Origin of the sequence: Priestia sp. YIM B13490, assembly GCF_042787735.1 — a bacterium.
In the GTDB taxonomy this organism is placed as follows: domain Bacteria; phylum Bacillota; class Bacilli; order Bacillales; family Bacillaceae_H; genus Priestia; species Priestia megaterium.
The window spans coordinates 220,001-239,614 of record NZ_JBHZOT010000002.1; the positions used below are offsets into that span (position 1 = coordinate 220,001).

The following is a 19,614-nucleotide window of genomic DNA, read 5'->3' on the forward strand; positions in this document are numbered from 1 at the left end:
CTCACAAAAGTCACTTTTACTTTTTTCAACCGTATACTGTTACAACATAGTCATATATCAAAGGAGCGAAGTTAATGAGATATATAGTAAAGCGCGGTGAAACCTGGCAAAGCGTTTCAGGTGACTACCGGACTCCGGTTGAAGATCTGTGGATGGCTAATCCTTTTGTAAGCCATAGTACGCTGAAGCCTGGGCAAGTAATCATCATTCCAAACCTCCCTGATAAAGAGCTCATTCCTTACACGATCCACGTGTTTATTGCTGAAAAGCAGCTTGAATTACGAAGAAATAATATCATACAAAAAGTCTATCCCATTGCAGCAGGAAAAATGCTGAGCGCAACCCCTACTGGAGACTTTGTTATCGTTAACCGGGAGCCAAACCCCGGGGGGCCTTTTGGCACAATGTGGCTAAGCTTGTCTAAAAAGTCATATGGCATTCACGGAACAAATGATCCAAGTTCTATTGGAAAAGCCGTATCCAAAGGATGCATTCGCATGTATAATGCCCAAGTAAATGAGCTAGCTCAAATTGTGCCAAATGGGACTGGTGTTTATATTCGACCTTCTCGACGAATGGCTCAATAGTTCGGGATTTACTAATCAATGATGGTTTAACTGTGGGAGCAGCATTTTTTTAAAAATAAAAAGTATGGCGTGCTGTTCCACTTTACTTGTATAAGGAAGCGTAACAAAACAAACCCTATACATAGGAAATTTCATTAATTACCAAAATACTTCTTCGTGTAATTATTTTCAAATGGGACAAGACACGCTATAATGAACGTATCAGCTTTCACCTTATAGGTTGAACAGCTGATATGATAGAAAGGGAGTGAACGTATGTCTCAAGCAAATGGACAAGGCTCTTTGACCCCGTCTGTATCTGAGATTGCACAAGCTATTTTCACTGTAAATCGTCACGCAAAAGCTGCTCCTGATCCTAAGCAGTTATATACGTTAAAGAAAATTGCATTAGATCAACTAATTTTAGAAGGAAAAGCCAAAAAAGAAGGACTTCACTTTTCGCCAAACCCTGGTAAAAGTCAACAAAAATCAGATGTACTTGTATCAGTTGGAGACTACTTTTTCCATATGCCTCCAAAGAAAGAAGACTTCAAAGAGTTATCACACCTCGGCCATTTAAACCATCAGTATCGAAATCCCAAAACGACTATGTCATTATCTTATGCGAAGCGCTTATTATCTAAATATACGGGTCATCTCGTACAGCCGGCTAAAAGCCCTGTTTCGACTCCAAGAAAACGGCAAGCACCTGTGTTTAAACCGCTGGGTAAAAGTTATTTTTAAAAAAGTGCCTGAAGTGGAGCAATCTGCTTTCAGGCACTTTTTTGTGATCCTACAAAATATAGAGATCGATCAACTCAACAAGCTCTCCGATTTCCGGCTTACTTACTTGTCCTTCCGCTCCTACCATCTTTCCCTTGTGACGTAAATCTTCTGTGATAAGAGAAGAGAAGATAATGACTGGAAGTATAGAAAGCTGAGGATTTTCTTTCACTTTTTTAGTTAAATGATGCCCATCCATTTGCGGCATTTCTATATCTGTAATAAGCAGCTGGACTTGATCACTGATTTCCACACCTTCATCGATCACTGAGCTTAGATAGTTCCACGCTTCCTCACCGTTCTCAAAAAATTCCGTGTTCTCATAACCTGCTTGTGCAAGAGTATCTTCAATCATTCGGCGCAGCAGCGGAGAGTCTTCAGCCACGACAATCTTTTTATTAGAGCGTTCCCTAGCCCCTAGCTTTTTGATTTTCGACTGATTAATACCCGCATCAGGGTTCACGTCAGAAATCAGCTTTTCAAAGTCTAACAGCAGAATTATTTGACCGTTTAATTTTACCACTCCAGTAATCTGCGTTTCCAAACCTTGATACAAATCTGAAGGCTTCTCAATTTCTTTCCAAGAAATACGGTGAATTTGCGTCACTGCATGGGTATGAAAGACAATTTTTTGCTGATTGAACTCTGTAACAATTAACTTATCTTTTTCAGGCGTATTTGAAGGTTCCATTTTTAACGCTTTTGCTATGTCAACAACAGGAAGTACTTCCCCTCTTAGCTCTATAATACCTTCTATGTAAGAATGCGCATTGGGAACAGGTGTAATAGATACGGGATTAATAATCTCTCTAACTTTTACTACATTAATGCCAAACCAAACATTTCCTATCTCAAATTCGACAATTTCCAGTTCGTTTGTACCACTTTCCAACAGTATTCCTTTATCTGGATTCATATACTTACTCCTCTCATCTCACCTGCTTATCTAATAGTCCATATTTCCCATTATAGTGACCGCCTCTTATATCCGTAAAGAAAAATTTTCTTATTTTGTTATCCTTTTTCCCTAAAACATATACATAAAATATTGTTTTACGAATTAACAGAATATTATATACTATATAAAAACATGAGCGTCGATCCCTTTCGTCTCATCCTCTGCTCAGTTTTTTAATTGCTCTACTTTACTTCTCTATACTAGCTTATGAACTTGAGTCAAACGACTACTCCTATTCGAACGAGGTGTAATTTATGAACAGAGGATTACAAAAAGAAGAAACAAAAAAACGCATCCAAAAAGCCGCTATCTCTTTATTCCAACAGCAGGGATATCAAAAAACGACTGTGTCTCAAATTACCCATGAAGCGGGTGTAGCAAAGGGAACATTTTTTAATTACTTCAAAACAAAAGAAGAAGTTCTTCACTACCTTGGAATTAATTTTACAAACCGTATCTCCTACAAATTAGAACAGCTCCTTCAAACAGAAGAACCAACTGCTGCCATTGTTAAACAACTGTTTTTATTACTAGCACAATCAAACGAAGAAGCGAACCCTCACCTAATCCGTTCTTGGTTTCATATTGCTATTACCAACAGTTCCTTTCAACAATCCGAAATTCTTCAAATTGAAAAAATGCGTGCTCATTTTACAAAAGTTTTTCAAACAGGACAAGACCGAGGTGAACTTATAGTCGATATCCCTGCCGAAGAAATGGCTTCTATTGCTATACTTAATTTTTTTGGCACACTTCTTTACTGGTGTACCAACCAACCCGACTCTGCTACCCTTCAAGAAAGAATAGACAAGTCGGTTACTCTTCTATTTAGAGGGTTTCTTATTCATTCCTAAAAGCCTGTTCACAAATTTTTAACAAGAAATCGAAGATAGCTGTGGACTCTACAGCCAAAACGGTTTATACTACACAAAGTGAATGAATAATCTTAAAAGAAGGTGTTCGTAATATGAAAGGCTCCGTCATTCTTTTTAATGACGATAATGAAATGACCATTATTGAAAACGTAGAAGAAGCTGTATATCAAGATATTAAAGAACAAGAAGGCTCTGATCACTGCGTTGTAACATTGGACGATCATGAAGTTGATTTTGGCTACGTTTCCCCCGTTTATTGGCGTGAAGGCCAAATACACACTGACTAATATACAAGACCTGCATATATATGCAGGTCTTTTTATGCGCTTATTATTTTGAATCTAGAATTGAACGTGAAGCGAGGAATCTCTGATTTCCTAACACATACCTCAGCACATTCGCAGCTAAAAACAGGGTTAACAACTATATAGAAAGGGTACATTTCAAGTAATAGAAGCTGCGTTTTATTTTAAAAAAGGAGGTTTATGTTATGAGTTCTTATCGAAAAAATATGAATCACTATCCTCACTCATCTCAGTACACACCTTACCAACACTATTACGCGAAAGAAGCTGATCGTATTTTAACGACTATGAGTACAAACTTTAATAAACAGCATTTGAAGTCTCTTATCGACGATGCGTTAGATAACAGAGACGAAGAACAATTCTATGAACTAACAACTGCTTATAATAAGCTATATAACGCCTAACTTAAAACCACTATTTGCAAAATGCGCAAATAGTGGTTTTTTACCTATTTTCATTGTGATAAAATGAGTTGAAAATACGCGGAAGGATTTGAAACCATGGAGCACTTAATCAATAAACGTGTCAAAGAAATTGAACTATCAGGAATACGTACATTTTATAATATGGTCTCACAATACCAAGATGTTTTATCCCTTACAATTGGACAACCTGACTTCTTAACACCACAGCATGTAAAAGAAGCGGCAAAATCTGCAATTGATGGTAACCAAACTTCTTATACCCACAATGCTGGAACAATAGAACTGCGCGAGGCAGCAGCTCAATTTGTCAAAGAAAAATATGACTTGCACTATAACCCAGCGGATGAAGTGATTGTGACCATTGGAGCTAGTCAAGCAATTGACATTGCTCTTCGCACCATTTTAGAAGAAGATTCTGAAGTTATTTTACCTGGACCTGTTTACCCAGGATACGAACCGCTTATCCGGTTAAACGGCGCTAAACCTGTACATATTGATACAACCGCAACAGGATTTCGACTAACAGCGGATTTAATCCAACAACATCTGACGTCTAAAACAAGATGCGTCATCTTACCTTATCCGTCTAACCCTACAGGCGTGACGTTGTCACAGCAAGAATTAGAAGAAATTGCCGCTCTTTTAAGCGATAAAAATATTTTTGTACTATCTGATGAAATATACAGCGAGCTCGTTTTTGATAAAAAACATCAGTCCATTGCCTCTATTTCCTCTATGAGAGAGAAAACAATTGTTATTAACGGAGTATCAAAGTCTCATTCTATGACAGGCTGGCGAATTGGCCTTTTATTTGCTCCTTCTTATTTAGCCAAACATATTTTAAAAGTTCATCAATACAACGTGAGCTGTGCTTCTTCTGTCTCTCAAGCAGCTGCACTCGAGGCACTGACAGCAGGTAAAAACGATGCGGTGGATATGAAAAAAGAATACGAACAAAGGCTGAATTATGTGTATGACCGATTAGTAAACATGGGATTTGACGTAGAAAAGCCGACGGGTGCTTTTTATATCTTCCCTTCTATTCAGAACTTCCACAGCAATTCATTTGATTTTGCCCTGGAGTTAGTAAAAGAAGCAGGTGTTGCACTAGTACCCGGCAGCGCTTTTTCTTCCCACGGTGAAGGATATGTACGCCTGTCGTATGCGTATTCCATGAACACGCTGCGTGAAGCCTGTGATCGAATTGAAGCTTATCTTACATCTCGTCAATCACGCTAAGCCGATGGTAAGAAGTGTATGCATTTTTTTGTGAGTGACAGCACATAAGAGCGGGTATACTAGAAGCATATAAATTGACTTCAATAGTGTATCATTATAAAATGTGCATCGATTCACTAAAGAAATACATACTTTTAACGGAGGTTTTTATTATGACAAAAGATTTTTTTGATGTGGTAAATGAACGTACATCGATTCGAGAATATGACTCTTCAGCTAAATTAAGCAAAGAAGAATTAACGGAACTTTTAGAAGCAACAGTGAAGTCACCATCAGCTTGGAACTTACAGCACTGGCATTTCGTTGTTATTACAGACCAAGATGCGAAAGAACGTCTACTTCCAATTGCTTACAACCAAAAACAAATTACAGAAGCAGGCGCTGTAGTAGCTGTCTTAGGTGATTTAGAAGCCAATAAAAATGTAGATGACGTGTACAACCCACTAGTCGAAGCAGGTCACATGACAGAAGACGTAAAAAATATTTTGTCAGGACAAATTAACGGCGCTTATAAAAACGGTGCTTTCGCCCGCGATGCAGCGTTTACGAATGCTTCTCTTGCATCTATGACATTCATGCTTGCAGCAAAAGCAAAAGGATTAGACACTTGCTCAATGGGCGGATTTAACGCTCAAAAATTTGTAGAAGAATTTAAAATTGAGGATCGATACATTCCGGTTATGCTTATCTCAGTTGGAAAAGCGGCTAAAGACGCACACGCTAGCGACCGTTTACCATTGGATCAAGTTACAACTTGGATTTAACAAAAAACCCTGCGGCTGCAGGGTTTTTCTATGTAACTAAATGGATTTCACCATGCCTCCGTCGATTAGAAACGACTGGCCTGTCATATATGAATTCGCTCCCGAGACAAAGAAAGCAACGGCTTTTGCAAACTCTTCAGGCTGACCGTAGCGTTTAAGAGGAATTTGGTTTCTCATCTCTTCTTCAATTTCTGAAACGTCTACTCCCAGTTTTTCAGCACGAGTAGTATCTAGCTCTTTCACTCGGTCTGTTGCAATTCTTCCTGGCGCAACCGTGTTAATTAAGATACCGTCCTCTGCTAGTTCTGAAGCAAGTGTTTTGGTAAGCCCCACGATTCCTGTACGGAAGGTATTTGACAGAATAAGTCCAGCAATTGGCTCTTTAATGGAAGAAGAAGCAATATTGACAATACGTCCTCCGCTCTTTTTCATAACGGGCACTACCTCACGAATGATACGAATATAACTGAGGAGATTTAACTCAAATGCATGCTCCCAATCATCATCTGTTAACGAAAGGAAGTTCCCTGCTTTAGGACCTCCTGTATTATTAATTAAAATATCAATGGTTCCAAACGTATCTACTGTATATTGAATAACATCTTGAATATCTTGAGTTTTCGTGACATCTGCCGTTTTATGTAACACTTGTCCGCTTCCAAGGTATGAAATCTCTTCCGCTACTTGGATTAGTTTCTCTTCTGAACGACTTGCAATCATAACGTTTGCGCCTTCTTCTGCGAGCCTAGCAGCAATCGCTTTGCCAAGCCCTTGGCTCGCCGCAAATACAAGCGCTGTTTTTCCTTTTAATTCAACATCCATTTCTTTCACCTCGTCTAATAGTTCGAATCTTTTTAACTTTATCACGTTCTCGTCAAATTCTTCAATAAATATGAAATAATTTCTTTTTTCCATATGGTATACTTAATTATCTGAAAATTATTACTTAAAGGAGGCAAAAAAGCAGTGTATAAAAAGCAATGCTTTGTCTTTCATCAAAATAAGCCTGTAACATGTACGGTACGATCCTATACATCAAATGACTTCGATGAGTTGATTCGGATTCAAGAAGAAAGCTTTCCCCCTCCTTTCCCTTCTGAATTATTATGGAGCAAAGATCAGTTAAATAACCATGTGTCCCTTTTTCCGGATGGAGCGCTATGCGTGGAGATAGACGGGACAATATGCGGATCTATCACAAGCGCGATTGTTTCAGTGGAAGGAAATGAGGCTCACACATGGGATGAAGTAACAGGAAGCGGATATATTCATACGCACGACCCTTCTGGTAATACGCTTTATGTAGTGGACGTATGCGTCACTCCTTCGCATCGATCGATGGGGCTTGGGAAGCTGCTTTTGCAGTCTTTATATGAAGTTGTGATTCATTACAAGTTAGAAAGGCTGCTTGGCGGGTGCCGCATCCCTGGATACGTATCAGTGTCTTCCTTGTACACGCCCGTTGAATACATGAACCTTGTATCAGCCGGAACTCTCTACGACCCGGTTATGACCTTTTTAATGCGCTGTGGCAGATCGCCTATTGGTCTCGCAGCAAACTATATTGAAGATGAAGATTCACACAACTACGCTGTACTAATGGAATGGAAAAATCCATTTTATACGGCTATTCAAAAAGAGGCTGGGACAAAAATATTTTAGCCCAAGTGAAAAACGAACCATTAATCAACACGTTTGATTAGTGGTTCGTTTTTTTGTGATGGTGAATATAGTTTTATCTGTTTCGTTCCTTTTAGCAGTCCAGCTCATCTATCTTATGTGTTCGTCTTTAGGTTGAATTCATTTAGTTATGTCTCAACCTCTTTTTAGATTATTGAACTTCTTCAATGCTCCACTCTAGCTCTTTATGAGTGAGAACAAGATGCGCCTGCAATTTACTCATCTCTTTGTGCTCAAACCGATCATTATACATTTCATTCATGTCGTCAAAGTCACCGATTGTATACAAAGGAATTTTAATATCTCTACGCGATTGCACCATGTGTTCAAAATCAATAAACAAACCGTCATTCGTTAAAGTAAGAAGCGTATTTGCTAACACGAGCGGCAATATTGGATATTCTAACTTCTTCCTTCTAAATACAAATCTTTTTTGCTTAATTTCTGACATTTTCAACGGAATGATTCGGCTTAAAATATGCTTCATATCATATACGTCTCGAAAATAGATTTTGTTATAAAACCCATCATCATGAGCTAAATAAACAAATTGATTACCGAGTTTATTATTAAATGGCGAATTGAGCGGTTTTTTTAAATGACCTAAATACAGCAGCGCTGCAATATCTTGAGGTTCTAACAAATCTAACGAAGATACATCCTCAAAATCAATCCAACAAAAATCACCATAATTATAAACATCATCTTCTGCTAAAAGATGAATTTGTTCTTCTTCTACGTAGTCCATATGGGTTTGGTAATGGTAATCACTGTCTTCAAAACCGTGCTTTAACAATAATATATTTGCAAGCGGCGTAGGAAGGGAATGATAAAACTCTTTAAATTCAATTCCATATGTAATAAAGCATTTTTTATTTACATGGCCATTAATATAAACGATATCTCTTATTTCATCTGCTTTACTCAACCGTTCTAACCACCTTATTGATTGATTCTGTGATCGATATGTAACCGTTCTACTGATTTATATATTATACTTCTAAAATAAACAATGTGTAAATATATATTGTTGGCAATTTCTTTTGTATTCACTGCCTCTTCTACTGATCATTTTATTTGATAGGAAAGAAAGGTATAGAGCTGATTGTGAATGTGGTAGAATGTGTGTATCTTATTAATTAGCATGTATGAACACGGAGGTATACAAAATGGATGTTCGCCATTTGCATTACTTAACAGAAGTGGCTAAACATAAAAATTTCACAAGAGCTTCTGAAGCGCTGCATATTTCGCAACCTTCTCTCAGTAAAATGGTTAAATCATTAGAAGAAGAGCTCGGCACACCTTTGTTTGATCGCGCTGGCAAACAAGTTCAGCTTACCGATGCAGGAATAATTGTGTACGAGCAAGCAGAAAGTATTTTATCTTCTCTCCGAGATTTATCGGATTCCCTCTATGATTTAATGCATTTAAAAAGAGGAACCATCAAAATAGGCATTCCCCCTATTGTTGGTACATTGTTTTTTCCTACTATTATTAAAGCATTTCGAGAGCAATACCCTGAGATTCATATTCAATTAGTGGAATATGGCGCTAAAAGAATGCAAAAATTTGTGGAACAAGGAGAAGTGGATGTGGGCGTAGTTTTACTTCCAGTTGATGAAAACATGTTTTTTACGACTCCTTTAGCCCGAGAAACACTACAGCTTGTTGTTCATAAATCTCATCCGTTGGCTCAGCATTCTACGATTTCATTAAAAGAGTTAAAAGACGAAACGCTTATTTCCTTTCATGAAGACTTCACCATGCATGAAATGGTCTATAACGAATGTTTAAAAAATGGATTTACACCTAATATTGCTTTTAAAAGCTCTCAGTGGGACTTCATTGGAGAGCTGGTAGCTGCTAATCTCGGCATTGCTCTTTTCCCTTATTCATTATGTGAAAAGCTTGATTTGGAGCATGTGAAAGTAATTAATCTCGAGAATGCTATTCCGTGGGAAATTGCTTTAATCGTAAAAAAAGATCGCTATATCTCTTATGCTACACAGGCTTTTATTGATTATATTAAAAGTACAGTTTAACAAAGCGGAGACCAAAAGTAGTTTAATTAAAAATCCGAACGAGTTTGATTCTTGATAGAAAATCCAACTCGTTCGGATTTTTTTCATGGCGGTGTAACATGTCATTCATACTAAATCATTTATCCCATTGGTTCGTCTTTAAATTGAATTGATTTAGGCATGTCTCCATCTCTTTTATTAAATAATTAGACCTTATATTTCACAAACTCTTTTTTGAAAAGGTTACCAACGCATTTGTAAAGAGATTTCTTTCAACTATAACTAAAAAGAATAGTTATCATAGTTATTATATATTTCATATTATAGTCGATTTTTTGTAAGATAAGTGTGTAGCATTCATTTACTGAAGTTGTATCCCCATTTGCAAAATCCAAATAGTTTCTCTTTTCCCATGATGGAGTCGTCTTTTCAGCATAGACGACTCCATTATTGTCTCAACAAACTAGGAATGAATGAATAAAAACATAAATAAAGGAGGCTAATCATGAAACTGATTATGGTGATTTTACAGATTTTATTACTAACGGCTCTGTTTTTAATAGGAGAAAGTATTTCACAATGGTTTGACCTCCCAGTGCCAGGTAGTATCATCGGATTTTTCTTACTGTTTTTCTTACTGTACTTTAAAGTAATTAAATTAAGCTGGGTTGAACAAGGTGGAACACTGTTAGTGGGAGAACTATTACTATTTTTCATACCAGCCGTCGTTGGACTCATCAATTATGGAGATGTATTGATGCATTTTGGAATCCAGATTGTGATTATTATCACAATCAGTACGATTATTGTGATGTCTATAACGGGAATCATTGCAGAACATATTTCAAGAAGAAAGGAAGGTTCGCTAAAATGACATTACTCACATGGATTGCTCTTCCGCTTACACTGCTCGTTTATGTCGGTACAAAACTGCTCTATAAAAAATATAAGTCTATGCTAGTTTCCCCTATTTTACTAGCCCCCATTCTTTTAATTGGCATCTTATTAGTGACGAATGGCTCTTATGATCATTATAAGCAAGGTGCCAGTGCTATTAGCTTTATGCTTGGACCAGCAACCGTTGCTTTTGCTGTTCCTATGTTTAAGTATTTTGATTTACTCAAAAAACACCGTGTTGAAATCAGCTTAAGCGTAGGGCTCGGCACGTTTGCTGCCATGATATCTTCCATGCTGTTAGCATTAGTGTTTCATTTACAATCAACGCTGGTTCATAGCTTGATTCCAAGATCGGTTACGATTCCTATTGCTGTTAATGTATCTCAGACGCTAGGAGGAGATCCGAATATTACCATTATGTTTGTGATTATAACCGGTGTAGTAGGATGTATGGTCGCTCCAAAACTGATTAAGCTCCTCGCACTGCACTCTTCTCTAGCAAGAGGTCTTCTTTTAGGAGTAGCTTCTCATGGGACAGGTACAGCAAGAGCTTTTGAATTTGGAAAAATTGAAGGTACTTTTTCTAGCCTTGGCATGATCGTAGCAGCACTTCTTACAATGCTATTTGCGAATATGCTTCTGCCTACTATTTTCGCTTAAAAGATAAAAAAGGTGTGATCATATATGATCACACCTTTTTATTATCCAATATGAAAAGTTGATTTTACGAACTCAATAACTTCTTCCGTAGAAGACATTGATAGAATTGTATCTAAATGAGGTTCGATATCAGCTTTTGATAATTGACGGATTTGAGAACGAGCTTTCAGAATAGATGTTGCACTCATTGAGAATTCATCTAAGCCTAAACCTAAAAGAATTGGAATTGCAATCTCATCTCCTGCCATCTCTCCACACATGCCTACCCACTTACCTTCTTTGTGAGCCGCTTTGATTACCATATTCACCAAGCGAAGAATCGCTGGGTTATACGGTTGATATAAATAAGACACGCGCTCATTCATGCGGTCAGCAGCAAGCGTGTATTGAATTAAATCATTTGTTCCGATAGAGAAGAAATCTACTTCTTTAGCAAATAAATCTGCGATTACCGCTGAGGAAGGAATCTCTACCATCATCCCTACTTCGATGTCTTCCGAAACTTGTACGCCTTCTTGTTGAAGTTTAGCTTTTTCTTCTAAAAGAATAGCTTTTGCTTGACGGAACTCATCAACAGTAGCAATCATAGGAAACATAATTTTCAGATTACCGTATACGCTTGCACGTAGAAGCGCACGAAGCTGTGTACGGAACATGTCTTGCATCTCTAGACATAAGCGAATGGCACGGAATCCTAAGAATGGGTTCATTTCTTTTGGTAGATTTAAATAAGGAAGCTCTTTGTCTCCACCAATATCAAGAGTACGAACAACCACTGGTTTGCCTTCCATACGTTCAAGAACTGTTTTATAAGAAGTAAACTGCTCTTCTTCCGTCGGAAGGTCTTCGCGGCCCATATATAAGAATTCTGTACGATAAAGGCCAACGCCTTCGCCGCCGTTTTCTAATACGCCTTTTACATCTTCTGGTGTACCAATGTTAGCTGCAAGTTCAACGTGATGATCATCAGCTGAAACCGTTTTTTCATTTACAAGCTTAGCCCACTCAGCTTTTTGTTCTGCATACTCAGCGGCTTTTTTCTCGTAAGCTTTTACCGTTTCTTCGCTTGGATCAACGATAACTTCGCCATCTAAACCATCAACAATTACTAATACGCCGTTTTGAATGTCTTCCATAACTGTTTTTGTACCTACAACAGCTGGGATCTCCATGGAACGCGCCATAATTGCTGAGTGAGAAGTACGTCCGCCAATATCTGTTGTAAATCCTTTTACGAACTTACGATTTAACTGTGCTGTATCAGACGGCGTTAAATCTTCTGCGATAATGACAACTTCTTCTGAGATTAAGCTTGGATTTGAAACGTTTACACCTAAAAGATGAGCTAATACACGTTTTGTTACATCACGGATATCAGCAGCACGTTCTTTCATATATTCGTTGTCCATTGACTCAAACATATTAATGAACATTGCCGCTACTTCATCAAGTGCATGTTCAGCGTTTACATTTTCATTTGTAATTTTATCTTTAATTGGATTAATAAGTTCAGGATCGCTTAGAACTAATAAGTGAGCTTCAAAGATTTCTGCTTTGTCATCTCCAAGTTCTTTACGAGCATGCTCTCTAATAATTTCAAGTTCTGATTTTGACTTTTCTAGCGCAGCTTCTAGACGTGCTACTTCTGCTTCAACTTCAGTTACTGATTTTTTTTCAACGGTTAATTCTGGATTTTCTAGACGAAATGCTTTAGCAATAGCAATGCCGCTAGAAGCGGCAATGCCTTGAATTTCCTTTGTCATTATTCGCCTAATCCTTCTTTGCTCATTGTATCTTCAAGAGCAGCAAGTGCATCTGCTTCGTCAGAACCTTCTGCAGAGATAGTGATTGTAGCGCCTTTTTGAATACCTAAAGACATAACGCCCATGATTGATTTTAAGTTTACAGTTTTACCGTTGAATTCTAAGTTGATATCAGAATCAAATTTGCTTGCTGCTTGTACTAAAGTTGTTGCTGGACGTGCGTGAATTCCTGAGTCTGCTGTTACTGTAAATGTTTTTTGTGCCATGTTAAATCAATCTCCTTTTTACTTTGAAATGTTAATAATATTTGCTTCTTGTTGAGAAACTTGGCCCTGCTTTAAGATATCAATTTTTTCATCAGCTTGTAAATTCGTGAAAATGATCGGCGTAATTGTCGATGGCGCATTTTCTTTTACAAAGTCTAAATCAATTTTCAATAGAGGCTGTCCTTTTTTCACTTCATCGCCTTGGGCAACTAAAGCTTCAAAACCTTCGCCTTTTAAATTAACTGTATCAATACCAACGTGAATTAAAATTTCACGTCCAGTCGTTGATTCAATACCTAAAGCATGTTTCGTCGGGAATAAGTTTACTATTTTTCCGTCCACTGGTGCAACTACTGTGCCTGTTTTCGGAATAATCGCAAAACCGTCACCCATTAATTTTTGTGAAAATACCTGATCTGGTACTTCCGATAAAGGTACCAATTCTCCCTCAATCGGTGAAACAATATCATTACCATTATCGCTTCCTACTTCAGATGTTGCAACAGGTTTTTCAATTGTTTTTGTCTCTTCTTTTGTGACAACCGGTGTTTTGCCATTCATAATGTCTTGAATTTGACCTTTTAACGTGTCAGATTTCGGACCGAAAATAGCTTGAATATTGTTACCAACTTCAAGAACACCAGCTGCTCCAAGTTTTTTCAAGCGGTTTTTATCAACATTACCCACATCATCTACTGATACACGCAAACGCGTAATACAAGCATCTAAATGTGTAATGTTTTCTTTACCGCCAAGTGCTGCTAAAACATTTGTTGGAAGCTCTGCTGCTTCTACTTTTACATCTTCTTCTCCTTCTTCTTTATCTTCACGACCCGGTGTTTTTAAGTTAAATTTACGGATTGCAAAGCGGAAACCGAAGTAGTAAATAACTGCTAGAACTAAACCTACTGGAATAACTAGCCACCATGCTGTACGGTTTTGCATAACTCCAAATAGAACGTAATCGATAACCCCACCTGAGAATGTCATACCGATTTTAACATTTAATAATTGCATAACCATAAATGATAAACCAGCAAATACTGCGTGAATTGCAAATAGTACTGGTGCTACGAATAAGAATGAGAACTCAAGCGGCTCTGTAATACCCGTTAAGAAAGATGTTAAAGCAGCTGAACCCATGATACCAGCTACATATTTTTTGTTTTCAGGACGAGCTTCGTGATAAATCGCAAGAGCTGCTGCTGGCAATCCGAACATCATGAACGGGAATTTACCAACTTGGAATGTTCCTGCTGTTAAAGGCACGCCATCTGCTAATTGAGCAAAGAAAATCTTTTGGTCACCGTGAATATGTTGACCTGCTTTATTAACGTAATCACCAAACTCAAACCAGAACGGAGAGTAGAATATGTGATGAAGTCCAAATGGAATTAATGAACGTTCAATCAATCCAAATACAAAAGCTGATAAAGTTGGGTTTGCATCAATCATGTTAGTAGAGAAAGCATTTAATCCGCTTTGAATTGGCGGCCAAATGAAAATCATAATAACACCTAAAACAATTGAAAATACCCCAGTAATGATTGGTACAAATCGTTTTCCCGCAAAGAACCCTAAATAAGATGGTAATTCAATATTGAAATAACGATTATACATGGATGAAGCTAAAATACCTACTATGATACCCCCGAATACACCTGTAGCTAACGTAGGAATTCCTAAGATGCTAGTGTAAGCTGGATTGGCACCCATTTTGTCAGGATCTAGTTGTCCTGTAGCAACTAAGATTGTGCTCATCGTTTTGTTCATAATTAAGTAGCCTACGATTGCAGCAATACCTGCTACACCGTCACCACCAGCTAAACCAACGGCAACACCAACGGCAAACAATAGCGATAAGTTGTCAAATACAATTTGACCCGCTTGCGACAAAACATTTGAAACCAATTGAACCCAGTCTGCACCAAGTGCCGGTACTGCATCCAACAATGTAGGGTTTTGAAGCGCTGTCCCTACTCCAAGTAAAATCCCTGCTGCCGGTAAAATCGCAACCGGTAACATAAGCGCTTTTCCGACTTTTTGTAATACTCCAAAAAGTTTTTTAAACATGGCGCTTACCTCCTTTTATATATTTAGTGTGCAACAAGCTATTTATTTGATACGTGAATCATTAACGCGCTTTCATAAAACGCTTTCTTTAACTAGAAAACTCCTTACATCTCCTGGTGTCCTGAAGCCTAAGCTTTAAATGATTGCGCTTTCTTATAACAAAAAAAGGCATGAGGAAAAAGAAACGATAAATGGATACACTCATCCAATTACACATCGCTTCATTTCTCACTCATGCCTGATCGTATCAGTAACACGTATTGAAATGATTTTATAAATCCGTTTTTGTTATAAGTCGCTGCAGATGCATCGTTAAGTAAACTGCTTCTGCTTCATACACAGGTAAATGTAACGCTTGCTGCATTACTTTTATCACTTTCCAAGACACATTGTAACACAGGGGATATTCTTCTTTCAATAGCAAAGCAATTTTTTTTGGCTCTTCTATTTTTTCTCCTGTTTTTACTCGATCAATCGCAAAATGCAAATGACGAATCAATCTCATATAGTGCACAGATTCTTTGTCTACCTGCAGATGAAGCGATTCTTCAATCACATTAATAATCATTTGAATAAGCTGCGAGTCTTGATTCACTTCCAGCAGGTTTTTTTCAGTCAGCGCACTGTGGATATGAAGTGCAATAAAACCAATCTCTCCTACTGGAAGCTGCACGCCTATTTTGCGACTAATAATTTCTACCACTTCAGATGCGATCGTATATTCCTCTGGATATAAAGCTTTGGTTTCAAGTAAAAATGGGTTTTTAAGCCCCATTCCCTGCTGAAAACGTTTTATCGCAAACGCGATATGGTCCGTCAATGAAATGTGTATATGCTCATTCAAAGGAATGTTAACACGCTTTTGAATGTGCGTTACAATATCATTCATCATTTCAATCACGTCTTCATCCACTTGCGCTAAAAGCTGCTTGTACTGTTCTTGCTCTTCTTCACTCTTTAACAAAAACATTTTCTCCACGGCTTTTGCATCGATTTCATCGCCTTTTTTCTTATTGAACCCTATTCCTTTCCCAATTAGCACAACTTCATCATAGGTAAGGTGTTTAGCAATTAATACATTATTATTAAGTACCTTTTCTACAAAAAAGGACTCTTTCACGAATCCTTCACTCCCCTGTTTCGGCTTTCTATTATTTGCTTTCCTATCTTACAAATAATACGCATAACCGTCAATTCATTTTTCTTTGTTTCAAATATTATTGAACTAAACTATTTGAGTTACGTATTATCTTAGTAGTTCTTTACTGGAAACGCAACGTCTTTTTTGCTCGTCCCATAACAATTTTTCATAATAAAGTTTTGAAGCATAACGCTCAGAATGAATACACCCGCTTGTAAAAGCGTAAAAAGAACAAGTGAAGTGGTAATAGATACCAGCAACACCCCATAGTGAATCAGCAAAATATCTACTATACGCAGCCCCGCTATAATCATTCCAGCTCCAACAAAAAATTCTTTGGCTACACTCCAAACGAGGAGAATTGTAACAATACAAACGTAAATCATCGTTGCATTTACGGAATCATGAGTAGCGGACGCAAACCATCCCGTATAAAACCAATTATTATGAAAATATGCTAACAGCATAAACATAATAGTAGAAGTAATGGCGAGCGTTCCGAGAAAAAATGTAGCGTAATGCACAAATGTCATATACCGTTCTGTTAGCCATACATACCAAATCTTTGAAATGCTAAAGCCTATAGTCATTAAAACGCCTGTATAAACTGTTTTCCACCAGTGATGTGTATAAATATCCCAGTGTAAAAATAATTCTTCAATCCCCATAAACATAGCTGAAATGAATAAAATATAGCGAAATTTTAATTGATAAGCAGCTACCACCATAGCCATGATGGGAAAAGCAAACGCTTGAGAAGTTAAGGACCCAAACAAATTATCAAAATATTCATTGGTCATAAAATCAGGATCGTAATCGTAACTTTCAAATAACACAAATACAATATATTCTAGTACATAAGCCATTCCAATGATAAAAAAAAGCAAAACGACTAGCTTTTTATCTTTTTTACGTATGAATACTGTAAGCAAAACGGCTGTGCTGATAATAATCAATGCAAAAAAAGCAGTATAATGAGGCATAGACGTCTCCCTTTTACGACCTAATTATTACTTAGAGTAAGACGTTTTAGCCAAATTATACATAGCTAGCTTCTATTCAAAAGAGCTTGAGACAAAACTACATCAATCCAATCTAAAGGCGAACAAACGGGATACATGAGACAGTATAGATCGCTTTCTACACTGCTGTTGATTTCCGTGCAAGACTTTGCTTTCCGCGGGCGGCCGCTGAGCCTCCTCGTTGCCTACGCTTCTGCGGGGGCACACTTCTTCCGCTTTCCCGCAGAAGTCTTCGCCTGACCTTTTAATCTACATCTAGAAGCTACTACATACCTGAAACCTGCGTTCACCCTACCAATGAAAAAATCCGAACGACTCATCGTTCGGATCTTCCTTCAACTAACATACTTTTGTTTCAGCCTCTTTTAACTCTTCAGCTTACAAAAAACGGAATGGTATCTATTATCCTTCAATCATTTTTGAAAGGTTAGCCATTTCGATAGCTGATGCTGCAGCTTCCCATCCTTTATTTCCTGCTTTTGTTCCTGCACGTTCAATTGCTTGCTCAATTGTTTCAGTTGTTAATACACCAAAGATAATTGGCACGCCTGTTTGTAAGCTTTGAGATGCAACGCCTTTTGCTACTTCATTACATACAAAATCAAAGTGTGGAGTAGCTCCTCGAATAACGGTTCCTAGCGTAATCACTGCATCATATTTTTTAGATTCAGCTAATTTTTTGGCGATTAATGGGATTTCATAAGCGCCCGGCACCCAAGCCACGTCTACGTCTTCATCAGCTACGCCGTGACGTTTGAGCGCATCTTCTGCTCCACTAAGTAAACGGCCTGTAATAAATTCATTAAAACGCCCTACCACGATTCCGATTTTTAATCCTGTGCCTACTAAATTTCCTTCATATAAATGATTCATCTTTTGTTCCTCCTGCTAGTATTAATATATAGTTATTTACATTTCTTTTCATGAATTAGCTTCATTTGTTATAACGAAAAAAAGTGTAAAATTATAAATGTAATAAATGACCTAATTTTTTAGCTTTTGTATCTAAGTATTTTTTATTGGCATCCACTGCCGGCATTTGAAGAGGCACTCGCTCGATCACTTCAAGGTCGTAGCCTTTTAGCCCAGTAATTTTACGAGGGTTATTCGTTAAAAGCTTCATTTGTTTGACTCCAAGGTCTTTTAAGATTTGAGCACCGATTCCATACTCTCTTAAATCTGCAGCAAACCCGAGTTTTTCATTCGCTTCTACGGTATCGTATCCTTCTTCCTGCAGCTTATATGCTCTTAGCTTATTTAGTAAGCCAATACCTCTGCCCTCTTGACGCATATACAGCAGAATGCCGCGTCCTTCTTCTTCAATTTGCATAAGAGCTGCGTGAAGCTGAGGACCGCAGTCGCAGCGTTCAGAACCAAACACATCTCCAGTCAAACACTCAGAGTGAACGCGAACAAGAACGGGGCTATTATGGTCAATATCACCTTTGATAAGAGCCACATGTTCTTTATTATCAAGTTTATTTGTATATCCTACAGCTTTAAACTCACCAAATGCCGTAGGTAAGCTCACTTCTACTTCACGGCTAATAAGCTGGTCATGTTTGCGGCGGTAGGCAATCAAATCTTTTATTGTAATCATTTTTAAATCAAATTGCTCTGCAATTTTTGTTAAATCCGGTACACGTGCCATTGTTCCATCTTCATTCATAATTTCACAAATAACACCCGCAGGCTTTCCTCCTGCTAATACTGCTAAATCAACAGCAGCCTCTGTATGACCTGCACGCTGCAGAACGCCCCCGTCTTTTGCAATCAATGGGAAAATATGTCCTGGGCGTTGAAAATCACTTGCTACCGTCGCTTCATTTACAAGAGCCATAACGGTAGCAGAACGTTCGTATGCACTGATACCTGTTGTACTTGAAATATGATCAATACTTACTGTAAATGCTGTGCCATGTACATCCGTATTGTTCACTACCATCGGGTGAAGATTCAATTTATGCGCAATTTCTTCATTAACAGGTGTACAAATTAATCCTCTTCCATGAGTAGCCATAAAGTTAATAACCTCAGGCGTCGTTTTTTCGGCTAATGCAATAAAATCTCCTTCGTTTTCTCGATCTTCATCATCGCATACAATAACCAATTTTCCCTTTTTTAACTCTTCAATGGCTTCTTCTACTTTATGAAACATCTCTTTCACCTC

General features: G+C 37.8%; 21 protein-coding genes. 11 read left to right on the forward strand and 10 right to left on the reverse strand.

The genetic code is table 11. The annotated features are described in order from the left end of the window. Positions 1-74: 74 nt before the first annotated feature. Together ACFX4R_RS06560 and ACFX4R_RS06565 are read left to right on the forward strand one after the other, a co-directional pair. Complete coding sequence (locus ACFX4R_RS06560; protein WP_016763420.1) at positions 75-587, forward strand: L,D-transpeptidase family protein; 513 nt, start codon at positions 75-77, stop codon at positions 585-587. A gap of 255 nt (positions 588-842) precedes the next feature. Further along, on the forward strand, positions 843-1,310 hold the full coding sequence (locus ACFX4R_RS06565; RefSeq protein ID WP_013056025.1) for a YkyB family protein: 468 nt from the start codon (positions 843-845) through the stop codon (positions 1,308-1,310). 49 nt (positions 1,311-1,359) lie between these two features. Here ACFX4R_RS06565 and ACFX4R_RS06570 read toward each other — a convergent pair whose 3' ends face one another. Next, positions 1,360-2,265: a chemotaxis protein gene (locus ACFX4R_RS06570; protein WP_162213852.1), complete on the reverse strand. Its 906-nt coding sequence runs from the start codon at positions 2,263-2,265 to the stop codon at positions 1,360-1,362. Between the two features lie 296 nt (positions 2,266-2,561). Between ACFX4R_RS06570 and ACFX4R_RS06575 the strand changes: the two genes are divergently transcribed. The 5 genes from ACFX4R_RS06575 to ACFX4R_RS06595 all read left to right on the forward strand — a co-directional run bounded on the left by ACFX4R_RS06575 (position 2,562) and on the right by ACFX4R_RS06595 (position 5,918). Further along, positions 2,562-3,161 (forward strand): TetR/AcrR family transcriptional regulator, encoded by a 600-nt coding sequence (locus ACFX4R_RS06575; protein ID WP_043979581.1) that lies wholly within the window; start codon positions 2,562-2,564, stop codon positions 3,159-3,161. A gap of 113 nt (positions 3,162-3,274) precedes the next feature. Beyond that, complete coding sequence (locus ACFX4R_RS06580) at positions 3,275-3,469, forward strand: hypothetical protein (protein WP_013056022.1); 195 nt, start codon at positions 3,275-3,277, stop codon at positions 3,467-3,469. Between the two features lie 203 nt (positions 3,470-3,672). Next, positions 3,673-3,894: an IDEAL domain-containing protein gene (locus tag ACFX4R_RS06585; RefSeq protein ID WP_013082268.1), complete on the forward strand. Its 222-nt coding sequence runs from the start codon at positions 3,673-3,675 to the stop codon at positions 3,892-3,894. A gap of 96 nt (positions 3,895-3,990) precedes the next feature. Continuing rightward, entirely contained in the window at positions 3,991-5,154 is a 1,164-nt protein-coding gene (locus ACFX4R_RS06590) for an aminotransferase A (RefSeq protein ID WP_043979583.1), read from the forward strand. Positions 5,155-5,306: 152 nt separating this feature from the next. Further along, on the forward strand, positions 5,307-5,918 hold the full coding sequence (locus ACFX4R_RS06595) for a nitroreductase family protein (protein ID WP_165575399.1): 612 nt from the start codon (positions 5,307-5,309) through the stop codon (positions 5,916-5,918). Positions 5,919-5,954: 36 nt separating this feature from the next. Here the strand turns inward: ACFX4R_RS06595 and ACFX4R_RS06600 are convergent, their stop codons facing one another. Continuing rightward, positions 5,955-6,740, reverse strand: coding sequence for an SDR family oxidoreductase (locus tag ACFX4R_RS06600; RefSeq protein WP_377569163.1), 786 nt, complete (start codon positions 6,738-6,740; stop codon positions 5,955-5,957). 144 nt (positions 6,741-6,884) lie between these two features. Here ACFX4R_RS06600 and ACFX4R_RS06605 point away from each other — a divergent pair, with 144 nt between their 5' ends. Further along, positions 6,885-7,580 (forward strand): GNAT family N-acetyltransferase, encoded by a 696-nt coding sequence (locus ACFX4R_RS06605; RefSeq protein ID WP_043979589.1) that lies wholly within the window; start codon positions 6,885-6,887, stop codon positions 7,578-7,580. A gap of 169 nt (positions 7,581-7,749) precedes the next feature. Here the strand turns inward: ACFX4R_RS06605 and ACFX4R_RS06610 are convergent, their stop codons facing one another. After that, the gene (locus ACFX4R_RS06610) at positions 7,750-8,526 is read right to left on the reverse strand and encodes a hypothetical protein (RefSeq protein WP_013056016.1); all 777 of its coding nucleotides are present in this window, start codon (positions 8,524-8,526) and stop codon (positions 7,750-7,752) included. 241 nt (positions 8,527-8,767) lie between these two features. On the opposite strand from ACFX4R_RS06610, the gene ACFX4R_RS06615 reads away from it, so the two are divergent. The 3 genes from ACFX4R_RS06615 (at position 8,768) to ACFX4R_RS06625 (ending at position 11,179) form a co-directional block, all read left to right on the forward strand. After that, a complete protein-coding gene (locus ACFX4R_RS06615; protein ID WP_043979592.1) occupies positions 8,768-9,643 on the forward strand; it encodes a LysR family transcriptional regulator in 876 nt (291 codons plus the stop codon). A 484-nt stretch (positions 9,644-10,127) separates the two neighbouring features. Beyond that, positions 10,128-10,496, forward strand: coding sequence for a CidA/LrgA family holin-like protein (locus ACFX4R_RS06620; protein WP_013082263.1), 369 nt, complete (start codon positions 10,128-10,130; stop codon positions 10,494-10,496). Next, on the forward strand, positions 10,493-11,179 hold the full coding sequence (locus tag ACFX4R_RS06625) for an LrgB family protein (protein ID WP_162213850.1): 687 nt from the start codon (positions 10,493-10,495) through the stop codon (positions 11,177-11,179). Before ACFX4R_RS06620 ends, ACFX4R_RS06625 begins: the two co-directional genes overlap by 4 nt. 41 nt (positions 11,180-11,220) lie before the next feature. Here the strand turns inward: ACFX4R_RS06625 and ptsP are convergent, their stop codons facing one another. The 7 genes from ptsP to ACFX4R_RS06660 form a co-directional block, all read right to left on the reverse strand. After that, a complete protein-coding gene (gene ptsP, locus ACFX4R_RS06630) occupies positions 11,221-12,942 on the reverse strand; it encodes a phosphoenolpyruvate--protein phosphotransferase (protein WP_013082261.1) in 1,722 nt (573 codons plus the stop codon). Further along, positions 12,942-13,208, reverse strand: coding sequence for a phosphocarrier protein HPr (locus ACFX4R_RS06635; protein ID WP_013056011.1), 267 nt, complete (start codon positions 13,206-13,208; stop codon positions 12,942-12,944). Before ACFX4R_RS06635 ends, ptsP begins: the two co-directional genes overlap by 1 nt. Before the next feature lie 18 nt (positions 13,209-13,226). Then, entirely contained in the window at positions 13,227-15,281 is a 2,055-nt protein-coding gene (gene ptsG / locus ACFX4R_RS06640; RefSeq protein ID WP_013056010.1) for a glucose-specific PTS transporter subunit IIBC, read from the reverse strand. A 271-nt stretch (positions 15,282-15,552) separates the two neighbouring features. After that, positions 15,553-16,401 (reverse strand): glucose PTS transporter transcription antiterminator GlcT, encoded by an 849-nt coding sequence (glcT, locus tag ACFX4R_RS06645; RefSeq protein ID WP_377569165.1) that lies wholly within the window; start codon positions 16,399-16,401, stop codon positions 15,553-15,555. Between the two features lie 131 nt (positions 16,402-16,532). After that, positions 16,533-17,405: a hypothetical protein gene (locus ACFX4R_RS06650; RefSeq protein WP_097824004.1), complete on the reverse strand. Its 873-nt coding sequence runs from the start codon at positions 17,403-17,405 to the stop codon at positions 16,533-16,535. A gap of 441 nt (positions 17,406-17,846) precedes the next feature. Then, entirely contained in the window at positions 17,847-18,317 is a 471-nt protein-coding gene (gene ribH / locus ACFX4R_RS06655) for a 6,7-dimethyl-8-ribityllumazine synthase (protein ID WP_013056007.1), read from the reverse strand. 91 nt (positions 18,318-18,408) lie between these two features. Continuing rightward, entirely contained in the window at positions 18,409-19,602 is a 1,194-nt protein-coding gene (locus tag ACFX4R_RS06660) for a bifunctional 3,4-dihydroxy-2-butanone-4-phosphate synthase/GTP cyclohydrolase II (RefSeq protein ID WP_377569168.1), read from the reverse strand. Positions 19,603-19,614: the final 12 nt, after the last annotated feature.

Excerpts from the sequence above, each read along its gene's own strand:
- ACFX4R_RS06560 (WP_016763420.1), top strand. The coding sequence starts at position 75 with ATGAGATATATAGTAAAGCGCGGTGAAACCTGGCAAAGCGTTTCAGGT.
- ACFX4R_RS06565 (WP_013056025.1), top strand. The coding sequence starts at position 843 with ATGTCTCAAGCAAATGGACAAGGCTCTTTGACCCCGTCTGTATCTGAG.
- ACFX4R_RS06570 (WP_162213852.1), bottom strand. The coding sequence starts at position 2,265 with ATGAATCCAGATAAAGGAATACTGTTGGAAAGTGGTACAAACGAACTG.
- ACFX4R_RS06575 (WP_043979581.1), top strand. The coding sequence starts at position 2,562 with ATGAACAGAGGATTACAAAAAGAAGAAACAAAAAAACGCATCCAAAAA.
- ACFX4R_RS06580 (WP_013056022.1), top strand. The coding sequence starts at position 3,275 with ATGAAAGGCTCCGTCATTCTTTTTAATGACGATAATGAAATGACCATT.
- ACFX4R_RS06585 (WP_013082268.1), top strand. The coding sequence starts at position 3,673 with ATGAGTTCTTATCGAAAAAATATGAATCACTATCCTCACTCATCTCAG.
- ACFX4R_RS06590 (WP_043979583.1), top strand. The coding sequence starts at position 3,991 with ATGGAGCACTTAATCAATAAACGTGTCAAAGAAATTGAACTATCAGGA.
- ACFX4R_RS06595 (WP_165575399.1), top strand. The coding sequence starts at position 5,307 with ATGACAAAAGATTTTTTTGATGTGGTAAATGAACGTACATCGATTCGA.
- ACFX4R_RS06600 (WP_377569163.1), bottom strand. The coding sequence starts at position 6,740 with ATGGATGTTGAATTAAAAGGAAAAACAGCGCTTGTATTTGCGGCGAGC.
- ACFX4R_RS06615 (WP_043979592.1), top strand. The coding sequence starts at position 8,768 with ATGGATGTTCGCCATTTGCATTACTTAACAGAAGTGGCTAAACATAAA.
- ACFX4R_RS06620 (WP_013082263.1), top strand. The coding sequence starts at position 10,128 with ATGAAACTGATTATGGTGATTTTACAGATTTTATTACTAACGGCTCTG.
- ACFX4R_RS06625 (WP_162213850.1), top strand. The coding sequence starts at position 10,493 with ATGACATTACTCACATGGATTGCTCTTCCGCTTACACTGCTCGTTTAT.
- ptsP (WP_013082261.1), bottom strand. The coding sequence starts at position 12,942 with ATGACAAAGGAAATTCAAGGCATTGCCGCTTCTAGCGGCATTGCTATT.
- ACFX4R_RS06635 (WP_013056011.1), bottom strand. The coding sequence starts at position 13,208 with ATGGCACAAAAAACATTTACAGTAACAGCAGACTCAGGAATTCACGCA.
- ptsG (WP_013056010.1), bottom strand. The coding sequence starts at position 15,281 with ATGTTTAAAAAACTTTTTGGAGTATTACAAAAAGTCGGAAAAGCGCTT.
- ACFX4R_RS06650 (WP_097824004.1), bottom strand. The coding sequence starts at position 17,405 with ATGCCTCATTATACTGCTTTTTTTGCATTGATTATTATCAGCACAGCC.
- ribH (WP_013056007.1), bottom strand. The coding sequence starts at position 18,317 with ATGAATCATTTATATGAAGGAAATTTAGTAGGCACAGGATTAAAAATC.
- ACFX4R_RS06660 (WP_377569168.1), bottom strand. The coding sequence starts at position 19,602 with ATGTTTCATAAAGTAGAAGAAGCCATTGAAGAGTTAAAAAAGGGAAAA.